Origin of the sequence: Nocardioides pymetrozini (assembly GCF_046058985.1) — a bacterium.
Taxonomy (GTDB): Bacteria; Actinomycetota; Actinomycetes; order Propionibacteriales; family Nocardioidaceae; genus Nocardioides.
This window is the reverse complement of sequence record NZ_CP175556.1, coordinates 3,746,979-3,766,361: the sequence shown is the minus strand read 5'-3', so window position 1 is coordinate 3,766,361 and position 19,383 is coordinate 3,746,979. Positions and strand designations below refer to the sequence as shown.

16 protein-coding genes are annotated in these 19,383 nt (G+C 73.6%); 8 read left to right on the top strand and 8 right to left on the bottom strand.

Annotation, left to right across the window (positions count from 1 at the left end):
• Positions 1–46: 46 nt before the first annotated feature.
• Positions 47–733: a metal-dependent transcriptional regulator gene (locus ACJ5H2_RS18445; RefSeq protein ID WP_408896895.1), complete on the top strand. Its 687-nt coding sequence runs from the start codon at positions 47–49 to the stop codon at positions 731–733.
• A 99-nt stretch (positions 734–832) separates the two neighbouring features.
• Here ACJ5H2_RS18445 and ACJ5H2_RS18440 read toward each other — a convergent pair whose 3' ends face one another.
• From ACJ5H2_RS18440 to ACJ5H2_RS18430, 3 genes are read right to left on the bottom strand one after another with little or no spacing between them, the layout of a single operon-like run.
• Complete coding sequence (locus tag ACJ5H2_RS18440; protein ID WP_408896894.1) at positions 833–1,678, bottom strand: Sir2 family NAD-dependent protein deacetylase; 846 nt, start codon at positions 1,676–1,678, stop codon at positions 833–835.
• Complete coding sequence (locus tag ACJ5H2_RS18435; RefSeq protein ID WP_408896893.1) at positions 1,675–2,232, bottom strand: protein-L-isoaspartate O-methyltransferase family protein; 558 nt, start codon at positions 2,230–2,232, stop codon at positions 1,675–1,677. The genes ACJ5H2_RS18440 and ACJ5H2_RS18435 overlap by 4 nt, the downstream gene beginning before the upstream one ends.
• Positions 2,210–2,476 carry a DUF2277 domain-containing protein gene (locus ACJ5H2_RS18430; protein WP_408896892.1) on the bottom strand — a complete coding sequence of 89 codons (267 nt, stop codon included), beginning with the start codon at positions 2,474–2,476 and terminating at the stop codon, positions 2,210–2,212. The genes ACJ5H2_RS18435 and ACJ5H2_RS18430 overlap by 23 nt, the downstream gene beginning before the upstream one ends.
• Positions 2,477–2,629: 153 nt before the next feature.
• On the opposite strand from ACJ5H2_RS18430, the gene ACJ5H2_RS18425 reads away from it, so the two are divergent.
• Positions 2,630–3,820: a saccharopine dehydrogenase family protein gene (locus ACJ5H2_RS18425; RefSeq protein ID WP_408896891.1), complete on the top strand. Its 1,191-nt coding sequence runs from the start codon at positions 2,630–2,632 to the stop codon at positions 3,818–3,820.
• An 85-nt stretch (positions 3,821–3,905) separates the two neighbouring features.
• Here the strand turns inward: ACJ5H2_RS18425 and ACJ5H2_RS18420 are convergent, their stop codons facing one another.
• The 3 genes from ACJ5H2_RS18420 to ACJ5H2_RS18410 all read right to left on the bottom strand — a co-directional run bounded on the left by ACJ5H2_RS18420 (position 3,906) and on the right by ACJ5H2_RS18410 (position 7,181).
• The gene (locus tag ACJ5H2_RS18420) at positions 3,906–4,517 is read right to left on the bottom strand and encodes a hypothetical protein (protein ID WP_408896890.1); all 612 of its coding nucleotides are present in this window, start codon (positions 4,515–4,517) and stop codon (positions 3,906–3,908) included.
• Between the two features lie 184 nt (positions 4,518–4,701).
• A complete protein-coding gene (locus ACJ5H2_RS18415) occupies positions 4,702–5,367 on the bottom strand; it encodes a sortase domain-bontaining protein (RefSeq protein ID WP_408896889.1) in 666 nt (221 codons plus the stop codon).
• A gap of 104 nt (positions 5,368–5,471) precedes the next feature.
• The gene (locus ACJ5H2_RS18410) at positions 5,472–7,181 is read right to left on the bottom strand and encodes a sigma-70 family RNA polymerase sigma factor (protein WP_408896888.1); all 1,710 of its coding nucleotides are present in this window, start codon (positions 7,179–7,181) and stop codon (positions 5,472–5,474) included.
• A 347-nt stretch (positions 7,182–7,528) separates the two neighbouring features.
• Between ACJ5H2_RS18410 and ACJ5H2_RS18405 the strand changes: the two genes are divergently transcribed.
• Positions 7,529–13,048: a carboxyl transferase domain-containing protein gene (locus ACJ5H2_RS18405; protein ID WP_408896887.1), complete on the top strand. Its 5,520-nt coding sequence runs from the start codon at positions 7,529–7,531 to the stop codon at positions 13,046–13,048.
• Here ACJ5H2_RS18405 and ACJ5H2_RS18400 read toward each other — a convergent pair.
• Together ACJ5H2_RS18400 and ACJ5H2_RS18395 are read right to left on the bottom strand one after the other, a co-directional pair.
• A complete protein-coding gene (locus tag ACJ5H2_RS18400) occupies positions 13,035–14,294 on the bottom strand; it encodes a hypothetical protein (protein WP_408896886.1) in 1,260 nt (419 codons plus the stop codon). The two genes, ACJ5H2_RS18405 and ACJ5H2_RS18400, sit on opposite strands and share 14 nt — an antisense overlap.
• Positions 14,291–15,136, bottom strand: a complete 846-nt coding sequence (locus ACJ5H2_RS18395) for an LLM class F420-dependent oxidoreductase (protein WP_408896885.1) — start codon at positions 15,134–15,136, stop codon at positions 14,291–14,293. Before ACJ5H2_RS18395 ends, ACJ5H2_RS18400 begins: the two co-directional genes overlap by 4 nt.
• A gap of 69 nt (positions 15,137–15,205) precedes the next feature.
• Here ACJ5H2_RS18395 and ACJ5H2_RS18390 point away from each other — a divergent pair, with 69 nt between their 5' ends.
• From ACJ5H2_RS18390 to ACJ5H2_RS18370, 5 genes are read left to right on the top strand one after another with little or no spacing between them, the layout of a single operon-like run.
• Positions 15,206–15,793, top strand: coding sequence for a TetR/AcrR family transcriptional regulator (locus ACJ5H2_RS18390; RefSeq protein ID WP_408896884.1), 588 nt, complete (start codon positions 15,206–15,208; stop codon positions 15,791–15,793).
• On the top strand, positions 15,790–17,022 hold the full coding sequence (locus ACJ5H2_RS18385) for a cytochrome P450 (protein ID WP_408896883.1): 1,233 nt from the start codon (positions 15,790–15,792) through the stop codon (positions 17,020–17,022). The genes ACJ5H2_RS18390 and ACJ5H2_RS18385 overlap by 4 nt, the downstream gene beginning before the upstream one ends.
• The gene (locus tag ACJ5H2_RS18380) at positions 17,022–17,828 is read left to right on the top strand and encodes an SDR family oxidoreductase (RefSeq protein WP_408896882.1); all 807 of its coding nucleotides are present in this window, start codon (positions 17,022–17,024) and stop codon (positions 17,826–17,828) included. The genes ACJ5H2_RS18385 and ACJ5H2_RS18380 overlap by 1 nt, the downstream gene beginning before the upstream one ends.
• Positions 17,825–19,189 carry a cytochrome P450 gene (locus tag ACJ5H2_RS18375; RefSeq protein ID WP_408896881.1) on the top strand — a complete coding sequence of 455 codons (1,365 nt, stop codon included), beginning with the start codon at positions 17,825–17,827 and terminating at the stop codon, positions 19,187–19,189. Before ACJ5H2_RS18380 ends, ACJ5H2_RS18375 begins: the two co-directional genes overlap by 4 nt.
• Complete coding sequence (locus ACJ5H2_RS18370) at positions 19,186–19,383, top strand: ferredoxin (RefSeq protein WP_408896880.1); 198 nt, start codon at positions 19,186–19,188, stop codon at positions 19,381–19,383. The genes ACJ5H2_RS18375 and ACJ5H2_RS18370 overlap by 4 nt, the downstream gene beginning before the upstream one ends.

Below are 19,383 nucleotides of genomic sequence, written 5' to 3'. Positions count from 1 at the left end.
AGGCGGCTGGTGTGCGGCCTTTCTCTTAATAAGTCAGAATATGCGGGTGAGCGATCTCATCGACACCACCGAGATGTACCTCCGCACGATCTACGAGCTGATCGAGGAGGGCATCGTCCCGCTGCGGGCGCGGATCGCCGAGCGCCTGCACCAGAGCGGGCCCACGGTGTCGCAGACGGTCGCGCGCATGGAGCGCGACGGCCTGCTCACGGTCGAGGGCGACCGTCACCTCGAGCTCACCGAGGAGGGCCAGCGCCTGGCCACCCGCGTGATGCGCAAGCACCGCCTCGCCGAGCGCCTCCTGACCGACGTGATCGGCCTCGACTGGGAGCTCGTCCACGAGGAGGCGTGCCGCTGGGAGCACGTCATGTCCGAGACCGTGGAGCGCCGGCTCATCGAGCTGCTCGGCCACCCGACCGAGTCGCCCTACGGCAACCCGATCCCGGGCCTCGCCGAGCTCGGCCAGGCCGCATTGGGCGAGAACTTCATGGCGGACGTCGAGCCGCTCTCCAAGGCGGCCGGCACGGAGAGCGCCCGGGCCGTCGTACGCCGCATCTCCGAGGAGATGCAGAAGGACGACGCGCTGATGAGCGCCATGCGCCGTGTCGGCGCCCTGCCCGACAAGACCATCACCATCCAGGCCACCTCCGACGGCGTCCTGGTCGGCTCCGGCGGTGAGACCGCCGAGATCTTCCCCGAGGCGGCGGACCACATCTTCGTGAAGCGGCTCTAGGCAGCCCCCGGGGACAGTTTCACCGGCCGGCCGGTGAAACTCACGCCTGGACGATGAAGCTTCTTCGTCCCAGCGTGAGTTTTCTCGTCCCAGCTGCCGTTATGACACGCGCAGCGAGGCCCGGGCGGCGGCCAGGGCGGGCAGCCACTCCCCGGTCCCGGCATCCACCTTGTACGACGCCAGCTCGTCGCCGCGGGTCGGCCCGCGGTTGAGGATCACCACCGGCACCCCCCGCTGCGCGGCCCGGCGGACGAACCGCAGCCCGCTCATCACGGTCAGGCTCGAGCCCGCGACGAGCAGGCTGCCGCCGCTCTCGGCCAGCGCCTCGACCGCGGCGAAGCAGCGCTCGACCCGTGCCTTGGGGACGTTCTCGCCGAAGAAGACGACGTCGGGCTTGAGCGGGCCCCCGCACTCCGTGCACCCGGGGACGGCGAAGTCGGCTGTCACCTCCAGCTCCACGTCACCGTCGGGGCGGACCGCGACCTCCGCATGACGGGCGGCCCAGCCCGGGTTGGCGTCCTCGAGGCGCCGCTGCAGCGCCGCGCGCGACGTCGTACGACGACAGGCGAGGCAGACCACGTCGGCGATCCGGCCGTGCAGGGCGACCAGCGCCGGGGTTCCGGCGGCCTCGTGGAGGCCGTCGACGTTCTGGGTGATCACGAGCTCCGCGCCGAGCGCGGCGACCGCGCGGTGTCCGGCGTTGGGCTCGGCGCGGCGCATGCGCGACCAGCCGAGATGGCTGCGCGCCCAGTAGCGCTGCTGCGCGGCCGGGCCGGACACGAACTCCTGGTAGGTCATCGGCATCCGTGCGGGAGCGCCGGGGCCCCGGTAGTCCGGGATGCCCGAGTCGGTCGAGATCCCCGCCCCGGTCAGTACGACGAGCGGGCCGCGGGCGCATCGCTCGAGCGCGGCCAGCTGGTCGGGGCGCGGGCCGGCGACGGTCACCGGTCCAGGGTACGCAGCGGCACGAACACGTACCGGCCGTGCCGCTCGACCCGCACCATCTCCCCGGAGACCGGGCCCACCAGCACCCCACCGGGACGCAGCTGTGCGACGAGGGCGTTCGGCAGCACCGTCGCGTCGGCGGACACGAGCACCCGGTCGTACGGCGCCGCCGCCGGCCAGCCGAGCACCGCGGGGTCGGCCTGGTGGAGCTCGACGTGCGCGATGCCGCGGAGGTTGTCGCGCGCCGTCGCGAGCACCTCGGGCACCAGCTCGACACCCACGACGACGCCCTGCGGGCCCGTCAGATGGGCGAGCAGCGCGGTCGACCACCCGGACCCGCACCCCACGTCGAGCACGCGGTCGCCGGGCTCCACGCCCAGCAGCGCGAGCATCGCCCGCACGGTCGAGGGTTGGGAGTTCGTGACGTCGTACCCGAGGGGGAGGGCGTGGTCGACGTGCGCGTAGCGCCGCTGGTCAGGGGGCAGGAAGCGCTCGCGCGGGACGGCGTCGAACGCGGCGGCGATGCGGCGCTCAGCCGTAGCGGAGCCGCGCACGCTCGCGCGCCTTCTGCGCCTCGACCTCGCGGTTCTTCGGCGGCGCTGTCGTGACGAGCTCGTCGAGGAGATGCTCGGTGATGTGCGCGATCTCGGCGACCGCGCGGTCGAAGGCCGCCTGGTTGGCCTGGCTGGGCTTGGTCGTCCCACTGACCTTGCGGACGAACTGCAACGCCGCGGCGGTCACCTCGTCCCGCGTCGCCGGGGGCTCGAAGTTGTTGAGCGGTCGGATGTTGCGGCACATGTCTCCACGGTACGCCGGGCGGCAGCCCGCTCGGCCGGTACTGACGGTTCGACGGGTCGGAAGTGACGACTCGACGGGTCGGAAGTGACGACTCAACGGAGCGGAGGGCGCACTGGGTTCCCTCGGGTTCGGGAGCGATGGAAGAGTGGGGACATGGCTGACAGCACGCGCCCGTACGACGTCGTCCTGTTCGGGGCCACCGGCTTCACCGGGGGGCTCACCGCCGACTATCTCGCGGCGCACGCGCCGGCCGGGCTGCGCTGGGCGCTGGCCGGGCGCAACGAGGAGAGGCTCGCCGCGGTCCGCGAGCACCTCGCGCTCACCGACCCGGCGCTCGCCGACCTGCCGCTGCTCGTCGCGGACGCCGAGGACCCCGACGCCCTGGCCGAGGTGGTCGCGACGACCAAGGTGGTGGCCACGACCGTCGGGCCCTACATCGAGTACGGCGGCCCGCTGGTCGCCGCGTGTGCCAGCGCCGGCACCGACTACGTCGACCTGACCGGCGAGCCGGAGTTCGTCGACCGCACCTATGTCGAGCACAACGCGGCCGCCGAGGGATCCGGTGCCCGGCTCGTGCACTCCTGCGGCTTCGACTCCATCCCGCACGACCTCGGGGCGTACTTCACGATCAAGGAGCTCACCCGCGAGCTCGGCGGCGAGATCACCACGCCGGTGACGATGCGGGGCGTCGTGCGCAGCCGGGCCGGGTTCTCGGGCGGGACCTTCCACTCGGCGCTCACCGCCTTCTCCCGCGCCCGCCAGATGAAGGAGGCGTCCTCCGCGCGCCGGCGGATGGAGCCGCGCCCCGAGGACCGGCGCTCGCGCGCGAGCGCGGGTCGGCCCCGCCGCGACCCGGACCTGGGGTACTGGCTGCTCCCGCTGCCCACCATCGACCCGGTGGTCGTCGCCCGCAGCGGCGCCCACCTGCCGTCGTACGGGCCGTCGTTCAGCTATGCGCACTACGCCGGCACCAAGACGCTGCGGTACGCCGCGGGTGGTGCCGTCGGGGTCACGGGCCTGACCCTGGCGGCCCAGGTCCCGCCCCTGCGCAACGCGCTGCTCAAGCGGGTCCCCCAGGGGGAGGGACCCTCGGCGAGCCGCCGTGAGAAGTCCTGGTTCACGGTCGACTTCGTCGCCGAGACCGCGGGCGCCAAGGTCCGCACCCGGGTGTCGGGCGGCGATCCCGGCTACACCGAGACCGCGAAGATGCTGGCCGAGTCCGCGCTCTGCCTGTCGCTCGACGAGAACCCGAACGTCACGGGTCAGGTCACCACCGCCACCGCGATGGGCGACGCGCTGCTCGCCCGGCTGCAGCGGGCCGGCATCGCCTTCGAGCGTCGCTGACCACCGGGTCGCACCGCCACCAGAACGTCGACGGCCGACCGGTTGCCCGGTCGGCCGTCGTCGTCCCTCGGGGGAGCGGTCGCGCTCAGTGGCGTCCGCGCACCAGGCGGCGCCCCGCCAGGGCGGAGCCGACCGCCGTCACCGCTCCGCCGCCGGCCAGGAGCCAGGCGAGCTGGAGACCCTCCTCGGCGCCGGCACCGGCGTCGATCCGGGTCGGCACCGGAACGTCCGCGGAAGCCACCCGCGGCTGGTCGACGGAGGCGTCCGTGTCGCCCTTGCCGTCCTTGTCGCCGTGGCCGCCGTTGCCGCCGTTCTCCTCCGGGGTGTCCGGCTTGTCCTGCGGGTCCGGGATGGCGATGTCGCCGGGGCCCTCGGGCCGCGGGCCGTCACCCTGGTTCGGACCGTCCTTGTCCCCCGGGATCTGCGGGCCGGGCTCGTCGCCGTCGTCGGGGTTGGTGATGTCGCCCGGGCCGTCGGGCTGCGGGTCGTCGCCGGGCTCGGGGTGGGTGATCTCGCCGGGGCCCTCGGGCTGCGGGTCGCCGTCGGGCAGCGGCAGCACGATGGTGCCGGGGCCGGCCGGCTCGCCGTCGGCGTGCGCGGCACCGACCAGGCCGGCGACACCGCCGACGGTCAGGGCGGCCGCCGCGAGCGGGGTGGCGACGAGGACGCGGAGTGCGGTGCGGGTGGTGGTGTTCATGACTGCTCCTGGGTGGTGTTCGGGCGGTGCCCGGGTTCGTTGTTCGACGGGGGTAGGAGCAGCCGGGACGAGGGACCTTGCAGCTTTTCGTCAGGATCTCTGGAGATTTCGTTGCGGCTCCACCGGACACGGCGACGGCGCCCGGTGCCTGGGGCACCGGACGCCGTCGCTCGGAGGGGCCTGCTCAGCCGGCGAGGGTCGCCGCCAGATGGGCGTAGACCACCGTGTTGTCGGGATAGCCCCGTGCCGTGCGCGGGCCGCCGCAGGTGATCAGCCGCAGCAGCGGCACCGTGGACTCCGGCCAGATCCGCTCCTCGGGCAGGTCCTCCTTCGGCACCCGCTCCACGGCGTCGACGACGAAGACCGCGACCGCACCGGGTCGGCGCACCCGGACCTCGTCCCCCGGATCCAGCTCCGCGAGCTCCCAGAAGACGTCGGGTCCGTCGGGGCCGTGCACATGGGCCACGACGACCGCGCCCCCGGGCTCTCCGGGCCGCGGACCGAGGCGGTACCAGCTCGCGTCGCCGAAGTCCGGCGTGTCGAAGGACCCGTCCGGCCTCAGCCCCCGGCCCTCGAGGCGCTCGTCCACGCCGATCGCCGGGATCTCGAGCCGGGTCGGCGCGGCCACAGGGGCCGCGGCCGCCGGTGCGGCCGTGGGGTCCGCGCCCGCCGGCGACGGTACGACGACCTCCGGCCGTGCCGCTGCCGTGGCCGCGGAGCCGGGTGGCGTCGCCGGAGTGCGGTCCACCGCCAGCGCCATGCCGAAGACGCTCAGCGCGAGGCCTAGCACCACGCCGAGCGTGGTGAGGAGGACCGCCGTCCTGCGGCGGGCTCGTGTCGTCGTACCCATGGTCCTGCTCCCGTCTCCCGTGCTTGCCTCGGATAGGAGCGCGAGGGCCCGGCGACCTTGCACCTTTTCCGCCCGGGCAGGGGGCCACGCGGGGCGTGCGCAGATCAGCCGGGGCAGGGGTCGGTGTCGAAGGTCCGCGTGCGGGTGGCGGTGTGGCCGGCCGCGTCGACGGCGGTGACGGTGGCGGTCACGGTGCCCCCGATGGGGAAGGGCCCGATGCTCGCCGTCCAGCCGCCGCCCGAGGCGGTCATCGCCTTCTGGCCGTCGCCGCTGTTGCCGCTCCACGCGACCCGCACCGAGCGGAGCGTGGTGTCGCTGACTGTCGTGGAGAGGGTGCGCCCGGTGCAGTCGGTCGGCCCCCCGACGGCGATGTCGCCGATCACCGGCGCGCGGTCCACGGAGACCTGGACGGACACGAGCACGGTGCCGCCCGACCAGCCGATCGCCACCGTTCCGGTGCTGCTGCCCTCGGCGAGGGTGGACCGGTCGGCCCGGATCGTCAGCCCCGAGCCGGCACCCGGCTCCAGGGACCCACTGCGCCGCGACACCGACAGCCACGACACCCGCGGCTTGACGGTGTAGGCGACCGCAGTGCCTCCCGCGTTGGTGAGCCGCACCGAGCCGGAGTCCTTCGGGCCCAGACGCAGGGTGCGGGTGGAGACCTGCAGCTCGCCGGGCGCCGCGATCGTCGCCTCGGTCGTCGCCTCGGTGGTCGCCTCGCTCGTCGGCGCGCTCTCGGCGGCGGTCGGCGCGGGCGGAGCGGCCGAGGTCGTAGGGTCGCCGGACGGCACCGGCGCGACGGAGGGAGTCGGCTCCGGAGTGGGGACGGCCGCGGTCGTCGCCGGGTCGGTGGCCACGTCCGGTGCGGACCCGTCCGGCCACCAGGCGAGGACGGCACCGCCGCTGAGCGCGAGCAGCACGACGACCATCCCGACCACGAGCAGCGCCCGCCTCGTCGTCCGGCCCCCGGCCAGGGGCGCGGCGGCTCGCGCCACCGGGTCGTCGACGTAGTAGGCGACCAGCCGCTCGTCCTCCAGGACCCGGTCCTTGAGCGCCGCGGGGGCCGCGAACGCCGGTACGCCGGCGAGCAGGGCCAGCGGGCTCACCATCAGCCGGCGACGGGCCTCGCACACCTCGCAGTTGTCGATGTGCCGCGCGACCCGCTTGCGGATCAGCGGCGAGAAGCGGCCGTCCCAGCCGGACAGCAGACCGGACAGGTCCGCGCAGAGCTCGCTGCCGCGGCGGGCGATGAGGAGCGCCCCGAGCGAGCGCTCGACCTGGTCGCGGGCGCGGCTGAGCATGACATAGGAGTTCTGCGGGGTGACGTCCATCGCCGCGGCCAGCTCGGCGCCGTCGAGCCCCTGGCGCAGGTGGAGGTCGAGGAGCGCACGGTCGCGGTCGTTGAGTCCCTCGATCGCGTCCCAGACCAGCGTGCGCAGCTCCTCGTGGACGGCGGCGTCGGTGACCTGCTGCTCCGGCCCGCTGGCGTGGTCAGGCATGGCCTCGAGCCATTCGTCGTCGTGCGCCTCCCGTGCCCGGCCGCGCAGCGTGCGCAGGCACTCGTTGCGGACCACGGAGTACAACCACGGCCGCAGCCGCGACGGGTCGCGCAGCTGCCCCAGCTTCTCCGCCATCACCACGAAGGAGTCCGCGACGCAGTCCGCCGCCTCCTCCCGGTTGCGCAGCATCGAGTACGCGAAGTCGTGGAGCCGGTCGGCGTAGCGCTCGTAGACGCCGGCGAAGGCGCTCCGGTCGCCCGCGAGGACGCCCGCGACGAGGGTCGCGTCGTCCGCGGGCGCACCCGGGGCAGTCATGGCGTGATCGTAGGGACACAGACGTACGAGCGCAGGCGGTTGCGAACCTTGCACTTTTTCGATGGGCCGAGCGTGGCGCAGATCGAGCGGCACCGCACGGCCCTCGCTCCGCTCGCGCCGCGGGCGCCGCCCGATGCGGCTGCGCCGCCGTGCGCCACGCTGCCGGCCGGACGATGGGCCGAGCGTGGCGCAGATCGAGCGGCACCGCTCTTCCTTCGGGCCGAGCGTGGCGCAGATCGACCGGCACCGCACGGCCCTCGCTCTGGACGGAGCCCACAACGAATCCCCGCGAAGCCTGTGGGTTCTCCACTGTCACCGGCGCGGCGCCAGATGGAAGGGTCGGAATCGTGCCACAGGTCTCCCGAATCGCCATCGTCAACCGCGGCGAGGCCGCGATGCGGCTGATCCACGCCGTCCGCGACCTCAACGCCCGGCACACCTCCGCGGACACCGCCCACGGCGCTCCGCTGCGCACCATCGCGCTGCACACCGACGTCGACGCGGGGGCGGCCTTCGTGCGCGAGGCCGACGAGGCCCACCTGCTCGGTGCGGCCGCCGACCGCCCCTATCTCGACCTCGCCGTCCTCGAGCGCGCCCTCGTCGAGACCCGGGCCGACGCGGCCTGGGTCGGCTGGGGCTTCGTCGCCGAGGACCCCGCCTTCGCCGAGCTGTGCGAGCGCCTCGGCGTGACCTTCGTCGGCCCGTCGCCGGCGGCGATGCGCAAGCTGGGCGACAAGATCGGGTCGAAGCTGATCGCCGAGGAGGTCGGCGTACCGGTCGCGCCGTGGAGCCGCGGCGGCGTCGACACCCTCGAGCAGGCGCTCGCCAGCGCCGAGGAGATCGGCTACCCACTCATGCTCAAGGCCACGGCGGGCGGCGGTGGTCGCGGCATCCGCAAGGTCACCTCGAGCGACGAGCTCGCCGAGGCCTACCAGCGCACGCGCGACGAGGCCGAGCGCGCGTTCGGCAGCGGCGTGGTGTTCCTCGAGAAGCTGGTGACCGACGCCCGTCACGTCGAGGTGCAGGTGATCGCCGACGGCCAGGGCACCGCCTGGGCCATCGGCGTCCGCGACTGCTCCGTGCAGCGGCGCAACCAGAAGGTGATCGAGGAGTCCGCCTCGCCGCTGCTGAGCGAGGACCAGGCCGCGGAGCTCAAGGCGTCAGCCGAGCGGCTCGCCGCGGCGGTGGGCTACGCCGGCGCCGGGACCGTCGAGTTCCTCTACCACCCGCGGGAGCGGACCTTCGCGTTCCTCGAGGTCAACACCCGCCTCCAGGTCGAGCATCCCATCACCGAGGCGGTGACCGGCACCGACCTGGTCGCGCTCCAGCTGCAGGTCGCCCGCGGGATCCCACTCACCGGCGACCGGCCGGTCGAGCACGGCCACGCGGTCGAGGCACGCCTCAACGCCGAGGACCCCGACCGCGACTTCGCCCCTGCCCCGGGCCGGATCAGCCGGCTCGAGTTCCCCGCCGGGCCCGGGATCCGCGTCGACACCGGCGTCGCGGAGGGCGACACCATCCCCGCCGACTTCGACTCGATGATCGCCAAGGTGATCGCCTGGGGCGCCGACCGCGAGCAGGCCCTGGCCCGCCTGCGCCGGGCGATGGGCGAGACCACCGTGATCATCGACGGCGGCGCCACCAACAAGAGCTTCATCCTCGACCTGCTCGACCAGCCCGAGGTCACCACCGGGGAGCCCGCCTGGGCCGACACCGGGTGGATCGACCGGGTGCGCGGCGAGGGCCGGCTGCAGGCCGCCCGCCATGCCGGCGTCGCCCTCGTCGCCGCCGCGATCGAGGGCTACGACGAGGCGGAGCGGTCCGAGATCGCCCGCATGCTCCAGACGGCCCAGGGCGGCCGGCCGCAGATCCAGCACGACCCGGCCCGCACCATCGAGCTCAAGCTGCGCGGCGCGACCTACGCGCTGACCGTGCGGCAGCCGGGGCCCGCGCGCTACGACGTCACCATCGCCGCCGGCGGCGAGCGGCGCACGCTCACCGCGACACTGGACCGGATCGACGAGGTCCACGGCCGGCTCACCGTCGACGGCCACCGGTACCGGCTGGTGACCTCCACCCACGGCCCTGTCCACCTGGTCGAGGTCGACGACGTCATGCACCGGATCAGCCGCGACGAGGGCGGCATGGTGCGTGCACCCGCGCCGGCGCTCGTCGTCTCCACCCCGCTCGCCGTCGGCGACGAGGTGAGCGCGGGCCATCCGGTCCTGGTGCTCGAGTCGATGAAGATGGAGACGGCGCTGACCGCGCCCTTCACCGGGCGGGTCAAGGAGCTCCTGGTCCGCGTCGGCAGCCAGGTCGAGACCGCGGCGCCGCTCCTGCGCCTCGAGCCGACCGGCGACGCCGAGGGCGAGGCCGCGACCTCCGCGCGCCTCACGGACCTCGACCTGCCGGAGGCCGGCGCGGAGACCGGGCGCGCGGGTGCCCTGGGGGATCTGCGCAGCCTGCTGCTCGGGTACGACGTCGAGGCGGACCAGCGCCCGGTCCTGCTCGCCGCCCATCTGGCCGCCCGCCCGGCCGGCTCCTCCGCCGACACCCTCCGTGCGGAGATGGACCTGCTGGCGCTGTTCACCGACTTCGCCGAGCTCAGCCGCAACCGCCCGGCCGGTGACGAGCCGTCCGCCGAGCTGCGCGTGCACAGCTCGCGGGAGTACTTCCACACCTACCTGCGCAGCCTGGACCCCGACCGCGGCGCGCTCCCCGACCACTTCCGCGACAAGCTGCTGCGGGTCCTCGCCCACTACGGGGTCACCGACCTGGAGCGCACTCCTGAGCTGGAGCGTGCGGTGTTCCGCATCTTCCTCGCCCAGCAGCATCCCGCGGACGTGGACATCGCGATCGGCGTGCTGCAGCGCTGGCTCGGCGATCCGCCGCCGCCGGCGGACGACGCGGCCGCGGTCCGTGCGCTGCTCGAGCGGATCGTGCGCGCGACGCAGCTGCGATTCGCGGTGGTCGGCGACCTGGCCCGGTCGGTCCGCTTCGGCTGGTTCGACCAGCCGCTCGTCGACGACGAGCGCCGGGCGGTGCTGGAGGGCGTGGCCGCCGAGGTCGCCGCCCTCGCCGACCCCGGTGCTCCCGACCGGGCGGCGCGGATCGACGCGCTCACCGCCGTACCCGAGCAGCTGGTCGGCTTCCTGCGCGACCGGCTCGCCGACGGCCTCCCCGAGCGCGAGCCGCTGCTGGAGGTGCTCATCCGGCGCCACTATCTCGAGTACGACCTGCACGACCTGACCGTCACTGCCGCCGACGGGCACGACGGGCGTCCGGTCGTGTACGCCGAGTACGCCACCGACGAGAAGGGCGCGACCCGGGTCGTGTCCACGATCGGCGACGTCGCCGAGCTCGCCGACCCCGACGGCCCGCTCGCCGCCGCGGTCGCCCCCGCGCTCACCGCGGACCACGACGACGTCATCGAGATCTACCTGCGCTGGACCGACGCGCCCGAGGACGCCGACCACGCCTCGGCCGAGCTCGCGAAGCTGCTCGCCGGCCAGGAGTTCGCCCGCCGTGCCCGGCGGGTCTCGGTCGCCGTGTGCCCGCCGGCGCCCCAGCCGGTCGGCTACTACACCTTCCGGCACGAGGGCCCCGACGGCGAGGAGCTGGTCGAGGACACCCTGGTCCGCGGCATGCATCCGATGGTCGGCCGCCGGCTGAACCTGTGGCGGCTGCGCGAGTTCGAGGTGACCCGGCTCGCGGCGCCCGACGACGTCCTGCTCTACGAGTGCGTGGCCCGTGCGAACCCCGCCGACCGCCGCCTGGTCGCGGCCGCCCAGGTCCGCCAGCTCGCCGTCGTGCGCGACGACGACGGTCGCGTGATCGCGCTGCCGCACGCCGAGCGCGCCGTCGAGAACTGCCTCGAGGCGATCCGCCGGGTGCGCACCGCGCGTGGCCGGGAGGGCACCAAGCTCGACGTCAACCACGTGTGGGTGACCGTGTGGCCGGTGGTCGAGGCGCACCTCGACCAGCTCACCGCGCTCCAGGGGAAGATCACGCCGCTGAGCGAGGGGGCCGGGATCGAGGAGGTGCTGGCCGAGGGCCGCGTCGCCGGGCCCGACGGCGGCGCTCCCGTGCCGCTGGCCATCCGCTTCCACGCGAAGCCCGGCGCGGGCGTCGTGGCCGACGTCATCGAGCCGCCGACCGAGCCGCTGGCTCCCCTCGACGAGTACGCCGGCAAGGTGCTGCGCGCGCGTCGGCGCGGCCTGGTCTACCCCTACGAGCTGCAGCCGGTGCTGGCCGGGGGCGGCACCGTGGTCGAGCACGACCTCGACCCGAGCGGCGCCCTCGTGCCCGTCGACCGCGAGCCCGGGCAGAACACCGCCGGCATCATCGTGGCCGTCGTGACCACGCCCACCCCGCTCTACCCGGAGGGCATCACCCGCGTGGTCCTGTGTGGCGACCCTCTCAAGTCGCTCGGGGCGCTCTCCGAGCCGGAGTGCGCCCGGGTGATCGCGGCCATCGACCTCGCCGAGCGGATGGGTGTGCCGGTCGAGTGGTTCGCGGTGTCCGCCGGTGCCCGGATCTCGATGGAGAGCGGCACCGAGAACATGGACTGGGTCGCGGCCGCACTGCGCCGGATCGTCCACTTCACCCAGGCCGGCGGCGAGATCAACATCGTCGTCGCGGGGATCAACGTCGGCGCGCAGCCGTACTGGAACGCCGAGGCGACGATGCTGATGCACACCAGGGGCATCCTCGTGATGACCCCGGACAGCGCGATGGTGCTCACCGGCAAGCAGTCCCTCGACTTCTCCGGCGGCGTGTCCGCCGAGGACAACCACGGCATCGGCGGCTACGACCGGGTGATGGGGCCCAACGGCCAGGCGCAGTACTGGGTGCCCGACCTGGCCGGCGCCTTCGGCGTCCTCATGGCGCACTACGAGCACAGCTACGTGATGCCCGGAGAGCAGGGACCGCGACGGGCGGCGTCGAGCGACCCGGTGGACCGCGACATCACGTCGTACCCGCACGCCGGCGACTTCCGGACCGTGGGCGAGATCTTCTCGGCGGAGCACAACCCCGACCGCAAGCGGCCCTTCGACATCCGCACGGTGATGCGCGCCCTGGCCGACGCCGACCACCAGATGCTGGAGCGCTGGGCCGGCATGGCCGACGCCGACACCGCCGTGGTCGTCGACACCCGGATCGGGGGCTACCCGGTCAGCCTGGTCGGCATCGAGTCCAAGCCGGTGCCGCGCGCGGGCTTCCCGCCCACCGACGGCCCCGACACCTACACCGCGGGCACCCTGTTCCCGCGGTCGTCGAAGAAGGTGGCCCGGGCGATCAACGCCGCGTCGGGCAACCGGCCCCTGGTGGTGCTCGCCAACCTCTCCGGCTTCGACGGCTCGCCGGAGTCGATGCGCAACCTGCAGCTCGAGTACGGCGCCGAGATCGGCCGCGCCATCGTCAACTTCCGCGGGCCGATCGTCTTCTGCGTCATCTCGCGCTACCACGGCGGCGCCTTCGTGGTCTTCTCCAAGCAGCTGAACCCCGCGATGACGGTGCTCGCGATCGAGGGCTCCTACGCCTCGGTCCTCGGCGGTGCGCCGGCCGCGGCCGTGGTCTTCGCCGCGGAGGTCGCCAAGCGTGCCGCCGCGGACCCGCGGGTCGCGACCCTGCAGGAACGCATCGACCACGCGGAGGACGGGGAGCGGGGCGCCCTCGTCGTCGAGCTGGCCGAGCTGCGCGCCCAGCTGCGCGCCGACAAGATCGCCGAGGTCGCCGCCGAGTTCGACGGGGTGCACGACATCCACCGAGCGGTCGAGGTCGGCTCGGTGGACGAGGTGATCGCGGCGAGCGACCTGCGGCCCAAGGTCGTCGAGGCGATCGAGCGGGGCCTCACACGGGGGTGATGGGCAGGGAGCGCCGCGGCTCGAACGTGAACGAGGCGCCCGTGCTGAACCGGGTGACGGCGACCTCGTCGGCCTCGGGCGCGGGCGCGTCGCGGCGTACGACGCTCGCGCGCCAGCCCTCCTGACCGGACAGCGGCGTCACCTCGACGTCGAGGTGCGGGTCCACGGCCCGGACCACGGCCTGCAGCGCCGCGGTCCAGCCGGGCCCGCACAGGGCGATCCACGCGTCGTCCTCGTGGCCGGGGGAGGGCCGGACGACGACGGCACCGTGCTCCAGCGCGGCGTCGACGTAGGCGGCCGGGTTGAGCAGGGGATGGACGGCGAGCAGCCGTACCGCGGCGGTCACCGGGTCCGCGGCGGCGTCCAGGCCCAGGGCCCGCGCTAGCCGCTCTGCCCCGATCCCCGCGACGCCGACCAGCTGCTTGCGGCGGATCCGCTGCAGCTCGGCCTCGGTCGGGGTGCGCTCGGCGACGGCGAGGGCGAACGCACGGTCGAGCAGGTGCATCTGCAGACAGACCTCGTCGGCGATCCGGGCCAGCGCCGAGCGTGAGAACGCGGCGAAGTCGATGTCGGACAGCAGCGGGCCGGCGTAGTCGGCCGCGCCCTCCTCGGCCGGGTCGATGGGGTCGAGCGCGAGGGTGGCGGCGCGTGAGCGCGCGGTGACGGCCAGCGCCGGCACCGGCTCCGGGACGGGGTGGGAGGGGTCGATCGTCACCGTCCACGCGCAGTGCGGGTGGCGGTCCGCCGGGGTCCGCGGGGGACGGTGGATCGGGCGCACCTGCGCCTGGGGGTTGGTGGCGACCGCGGTGGCGTCGAAGGTGGGGTCCTCGATGTCGTGGCACATGCCGCGCACGTAGTCCTCGCCCATCGGCTCCACGTCCATCAGCGCACCGCAGTGGTCGAGCCGGAACTCGCCGTGCCACGGGTCGTGGACGGTGTAGCGGAAGTCCATGAACTGCGGCGGCGCGCCGATGTCCAGCTGCAGGCCCTTGAAGATGGTCACCACGTCGCCCTGGCCGGGCTCCGTGGGCGCGTAGCCCAGCGCCTCCTGCATCCGCCGGGTGTAGATCGGGCTCGCGGCCGCCCACTCCTCGATCGCGATCTGCAGCATCTCCTCGCGGCCGAAGGCGGCGATGCACCAGGCCATGCCCGAGCGGTCGATGAGCTGGCCCATCAGCAGCAGCTCGGGGACGAGGGTCGCGAGCTCGGCGCGGTCGAGGTCGGCGTACCTGCTCGACGGGCTCACGCCAGCCCCAGGCGCGCGGCCATCTTGTCGAGATAGGCGAGCACCGCGGCCTCGTCGGAGTCGGGGACGCCCCAGATCAGCTCGGATGCGCCCGCCGCCGTCCAGTCCGCGAAGTCGGCCTCGGTCGGTCGCTTCGCCACCAGCACCCGGACGTCCGGCTCGCCCTCGCGCCCGGCGGCGGCCCACTCCTTGCGGAGCAGCTCGGCGCTCGCCGCGACGTCCGTCGACGTCGGCGTGGTCATCCAGCCGTCGGCGTGCGCGGCGATCCATCGCATCGTCTGCGGGCCGGCCCCGGCCCCGACGATGACCGGGATCCGGCCCTGCGGGGGCTTCGGATAGGCCCAGCTCGGTCCGAAGGAGACGAACTCCCCGTCGTACGACGCCTCCTCCTCGGTCCACAGCGCGCGCATCGCCTCGAGGTACTCCTTGAGGACGGTGCGCCGCCGCTCGGCGGGCACGTGGTGGTCGGCCAGCTCGTCGGTGTTCCAGCCGAAGCCGGCGCCGATGGTGACCCGTCCCCCGGAGAGGTGGTCGAGGGTGGCGAGGGTCTTGGCGAGGGTGATCGGGTCGGACTCCACCGGCAGCGAGACGGCGGTGGAGAGGCCGATCCGGGTCGTCACGGCCGCGCAGGTGGCCAGCGAGACCCAGGGGTCGAGGGTGCGCAGGTAGCGGTCGTCCGGCAGCTCCTCGCCGCCCGTCGGGTGCAGCGCGTCGCGGCGTACCGGGATGTGCGTGTGCTCGGGGACGTAGATGGTGTCGAAGCCCCGCTCCTCGGCGGCCACGGCGAGGCGGGCGGGCGTGATGCCGCGGTCGGAGGTGAAGAGGACGATCCCGTTGCGCATGGGGACCACCATAAGAACGTGTTCTAGAAATGTCTTGCGCCGTCGCGGATCGTCTCCTATGTTGGACAGGTGTCCAGTCAGGTGTTCGAGATGCCGCGCCAAGGGTTGAACCCGCGCCAGGCCGAGACCGTCGAGCGACTGCTCGCCGCCGGGCTCGAGGAGCTGCGCGCGGTCGGTCACGAGGCGCTGACGGTGCGCACGGTCGCCCAGCGGGCGGGCGTCTCGCCGGCGACGGCGTACACCTATCTCGCATCGAAGAACCACCTCTTCGCCGAGCTCTTCTGGCGTCATCTCAGCGCGGCCCGTGCCGAGCAGGCGGGCGGCGGCACGCCGCTCGAACGACTCCAGGCCACCATGCGGGCGCTGACCGCCCGGATCGTCGAGGAGCCGGAGCTCGCCGCGGCGGTGACGCCGGCCCTGCTGGGCACCGACCCGGACGTCGCCCGGCTGCGGCTGCGCATCGGCGGGGAGTTCCTGGCCCGCTTCGAGGCCGCGCTCGCCGAGCCGGACCGGCCCGCCGACCCCGCCGTGCTCGAGGTCCTCGTGCTCACCCTCTCCGGCGCGCTGCTCCAGGCGGGGATGGGGCTGATGACCTACGACGAGATCGCCGAGCGCCTGGCCTCCGCCGCCGAGGTCGTCCTCCGGGGGAACGCATGACGACCGCCGCGGGGACCCCGCTGCTCTTCGACCCCTACGACTACGACTTCCAGGACGACCCGTACCCGACCTACCGGCGGCTGCGGGACGAGGCGCCGGTCTTCCACGCGGAGGCCGACGACCTCTGGGTGATCTCGCGCCACCAGCACGTCTTCGAGGTGCTGCGCGATGACGTCACCTTCTCCAACCGGATGGGGGTCTCCCTCGACGCCTCCGCGTGGAGTCCCGAGGCCCACCGGGTGATGAGCTTCCTCGGCCTCGACGGCGCCGAGCAGTCGCGCATCCGGCGGCTGGTGTCGGCCGCCTTCACGCCGCGCCGGGTCCGCGAGCTGACGCCGGAGGTCGAGGAGCTCACGGAGCGCTACCTCGCGCGCACGCTCGCCGCCAACGCCGAGCGCGGCGAGGCCGACTGGATCGGGGACCTCGCCGGCAAGCTGCCGATGGACGTCATCTCCGAGATGATGGGGGTGCCGGTGGCCGACCGCGACGAGGTGCGCCGCCTGGCCGACCTGGTCGTGCACCGCGAGGACGGCGTGCGCGACGTCCCCCAGGCCGGCATGGAGGCCTCCTTCGCGCTCTTCGAGTACTACGGCGACATGGTCGCCCGGCGCCGCCGGACGCCCAGCGACGACCTGACCTCGGCCCTGGTCGCGGCCGAGGTCGACGGGGACCGGCTCACCGACGGCGAGATCATGGCCTTCCTGTTCCTCATGGTCGTCGCCGGCAACGAGACGACCACCAAGCTGCTCGGCAACGCGCTCTTCCACCTGTCCGCCCACCCCGCGCAGCTCGCCGAGGTGCTCGCCGCCCCCGCGCTGGTGCCGGCCTGGATCGAGGAGACCCTGCGCCACGACACGTCGAGCCAGATGCTGGCGCGCTACGTCGTCGCCGACGCCGAGGTCGGCGGCGTGCGGATCCCCGCCGGGGCGAAGGCGCTGGTGCTGCTCGGCAGCGCCAACCGCGACGAGCGCGTGTTCACCGAGCCCACGACGTACGACATCCACCGCGACAAGGCCGAGCTGTCGCAGATCCTCAGCTTCGGCACCGGCCGGCACTTCTGCCTCGGCGCCAACCTCGCCCGGCTGGAGGCCCGGATCGTGCTCGAGGCGCTGGTCCGGCGGGTCACCGGCTTCGAGGTGCACGCCGAGCGCGCGGTCCGGGTGCACTCCACGAGCGTGCGGGGCTTCGCCGCGCTGCCGGTCACCTTCAGCTCACGGAGGGACGGCTGATGGCCGGTTCGCGCAAGCCCGTCCACCCCGACCGCCGGCCCGCGGTCGTCGCCGGCGCCTCGTCGGGCATCGGCGCCGCGACGGCGCGATCCCTGGCTGCGGCGGGCTTTCCCGTCGCACTCGGCGCCCGCCGGGTCGATCGGCTCGAGGACCTCGCGGGAGCGATCCGGGCGGCCGGGGGAGAGGCCTTTGTGCACCCGCTCGACGTGGCGTCGACCGCCTCGGTCGAGAAGTTCGCCGCCGCGGCCGTGGCCGCACTCGGCGAGATCGAGGTCGTGGTCAGCAACGCCGGCCTGCTCGCGCCCGGCGCGATCGTCGACGCGACGACCGAGCAGCTCGCGGCCGAGTTCGACGTCAACGTGCTCGGCGCCCACCGGCTGGTCCGGGCCTTCGGCGCCGCGATGGTGGAGCGGCGGCGCGGTGACCTGGTGTTCGTCTCCTCCGACACCGCCGTGCGGGCGCGACCGTTCATGCGCGGCTACAGCGCCACCAAGTCCGGCCTCGAGGGGCTGGTCGAGGCCCTGCAGATGGAGCTCGAGGGCTCCGGCGTCCGCGCCTCGATCGTGCGCCCGGGTCCCACCTGGTCCGAGATGGGGGCGGACTGGGACGCCGACGCCGGAGCCAAGGTCCTCACCGAGTGGGTCAGGTGGGGGCACGCCCGGCACTCCCACTTCCTCAAGGCCACGGCCATCGCCGAGGCGATCACGACCGTCGTGAGCGCCCCCCGGGGCGTCCACATCAGCCCGGTCGACGTGAACCCCGAGGCACCGCTGTCGAAGCCACCCTCGAAGGAGGACCCGTCATGACGCTGGCCGACATCCCCGAGGTCTCGACCGTGCTCGACGACCAGGACGCCAGCGTCCCGGCGATCATCAAGGGCACCGGCCACCTCCCGGAGATGCGGGTCGACCCGATCGCCCTCTTCCACCGGGTGCGTGAGGAGTGCGGCGACGTGGGCCGCTTCCGCCTCGCCGACAAGCAGGTCGTGCTGGTCACCGGCGCCGCGGCCAACGAGGCGTTCTTCCGCGCGCCCGACGACGTGCTGGACCAGGCGGCGGCGTACCCCTTCATGACGCCGATCTTCGGCAAGGGCGTGGTCTTCGACGCCTCGCCCGAGGAGCGCCAGCAGATGCTGAAGAACCAGGCGCTGCGCGGTGACATGATGCGCGGGCACGCGCGGACCATCGAGGCCGAGATCCGCCGGATGGTCGCGGGTTGGGGCGACGAGGGCGAGATCGACCTGCTCGACTTCTTCGCCGAGCTGACCATCTACACGACCTCGTCCTGCCTGATCGGCAAGCCCTTCCGCGACCAGCTCGACGGCTCCTTCGCCGAGATCTACCACCGGCTCGAGCACGGCACCGACGCGATCGCGTACGTCGACCCGTACGCCGACATCGAGAGCTTCCGGATCCGCGACCGGGCCCGGGAGGAGCTCGTCGCGAAGGTCCAGGCGATCATCGCCGCCCGGGTGGCCCAGGGAGAGATACCCAAGGAGGACCGGGACCTGCTCGACGTGCTCATCGCGGTCGGGTACGACGCCGAGATGGTCACCGGCATCTTCATCTCGATGATGTTCGCCGGCCATCACACGTCGTCGGGCACCGCCTCGTGGGCGATGATCGAGCTGCTCCGCAACCCGGGCGTGATGGCCGACGTGGTCGCCGAGCTCGACGCGCTGTACGCCGACGGGTCCGAGGTGTCCTTCCAGGCGCTCCGCTCCATCCCCGTGCTGGAGGCGGCGCTCAAGGAGACCCTGCGCCTGCACCCGCCGCTGGTCATCCTCATGCGCCTGGTCCAGCAGGACTTCGACCTGCTCGGCCGCACCATCCCCGCCGGGACCGTCCTCGCCGCGTCGCCGCGGGTGTCCAACCGGATCGAGGAGGACTTCCCGAAGGCGGACGCCTTCGACCCGGGCCGGTACGTCGACCCGCGCCAGGAGGACCTGCAGAACCGCTGGACCTGGATCCCGTTCGGCGCCGGGAAGCACCGCTGCGTCGGCAACGCCTTCGCGATGATGCAGATGAAGGCGATCTTCTCGGTGATCCTGCGCGACTTCACCTTCGAGCCGGTGCAGCCGCTGGACTCCTACCGCGACGACTTCACCAAGATGGTGATCCAGCTGGCCCAGCCCGCGCGCGTGCGCTACCGCAGGCGGCAGCGATGAGGGTCGTCGCCGACACCGGCCTCTGCCAGGGCCACCAGCTCTGCCAGGGCGAGGCCCCGGCCGTGTTCGGCTTCGACGAGGTCGCGGACGTCGTCGTCCTCCTCGACGAGCACCCGGACGAGGCCCAGCGCGCCGATGTCACCACTGCCGTGAGGTACTGCCCCGCTTTCGCCCTTTCGATCGAAGAGGACTGA

What these genes read in the sequence shown, in the direction of transcription:
- ACJ5H2_RS18395 (WP_408896885.1), bottom strand. Translation starts at nt 15,136, where the DNA reads ATGCGCAACGGGATCGTCCTCTTCACCTCCGACCGCGGCATCACGCCC.
- ACJ5H2_RS18375 (WP_408896881.1), top strand. Translation starts at nt 17,825, where the DNA reads ATGACGCTGGCCGACATCCCCGAGGTCTCGACCGTGCTCGACGACCAG.
- ACJ5H2_RS18385 (WP_408896883.1), top strand. Translation starts at nt 15,790, where the DNA reads ATGACGACCGCCGCGGGGACCCCGCTGCTCTTCGACCCCTACGACTAC.
- ACJ5H2_RS18425 (WP_408896891.1), top strand. Translation starts at nt 2,630, where the DNA reads ATGGCTGACAGCACGCGCCCGTACGACGTCGTCCTGTTCGGGGCCACC.
- ACJ5H2_RS18420 (WP_408896890.1), bottom strand. Translation starts at nt 4,517, where the DNA reads ATGAACACCACCACCCGCACCGCACTCCGCGTCCTCGTCGCCACCCCG.
- ACJ5H2_RS18415 (WP_408896889.1), bottom strand. Translation starts at nt 5,367, where the DNA reads ATGGGTACGACGACACGAGCCCGCCGCAGGACGGCGGTCCTCCTCACC.
- ACJ5H2_RS18410 (WP_408896888.1), bottom strand. Translation starts at nt 7,181, where the DNA reads ATGACTGCCCCGGGTGCGCCCGCGGACGACGCGACCCTCGTCGCGGGC.
- ACJ5H2_RS18380 (WP_408896882.1), top strand. Translation starts at nt 17,022, where the DNA reads ATGGCCGGTTCGCGCAAGCCCGTCCACCCCGACCGCCGGCCCGCGGTC.
- ACJ5H2_RS18370 (WP_408896880.1), top strand. Translation starts at nt 19,186, where the DNA reads ATGAGGGTCGTCGCCGACACCGGCCTCTGCCAGGGCCACCAGCTCTGC.
- ACJ5H2_RS18430 (WP_408896892.1), bottom strand. Translation starts at nt 2,476, where the DNA reads ATGTGCCGCAACATCCGACCGCTCAACAACTTCGAGCCCCCGGCGACG.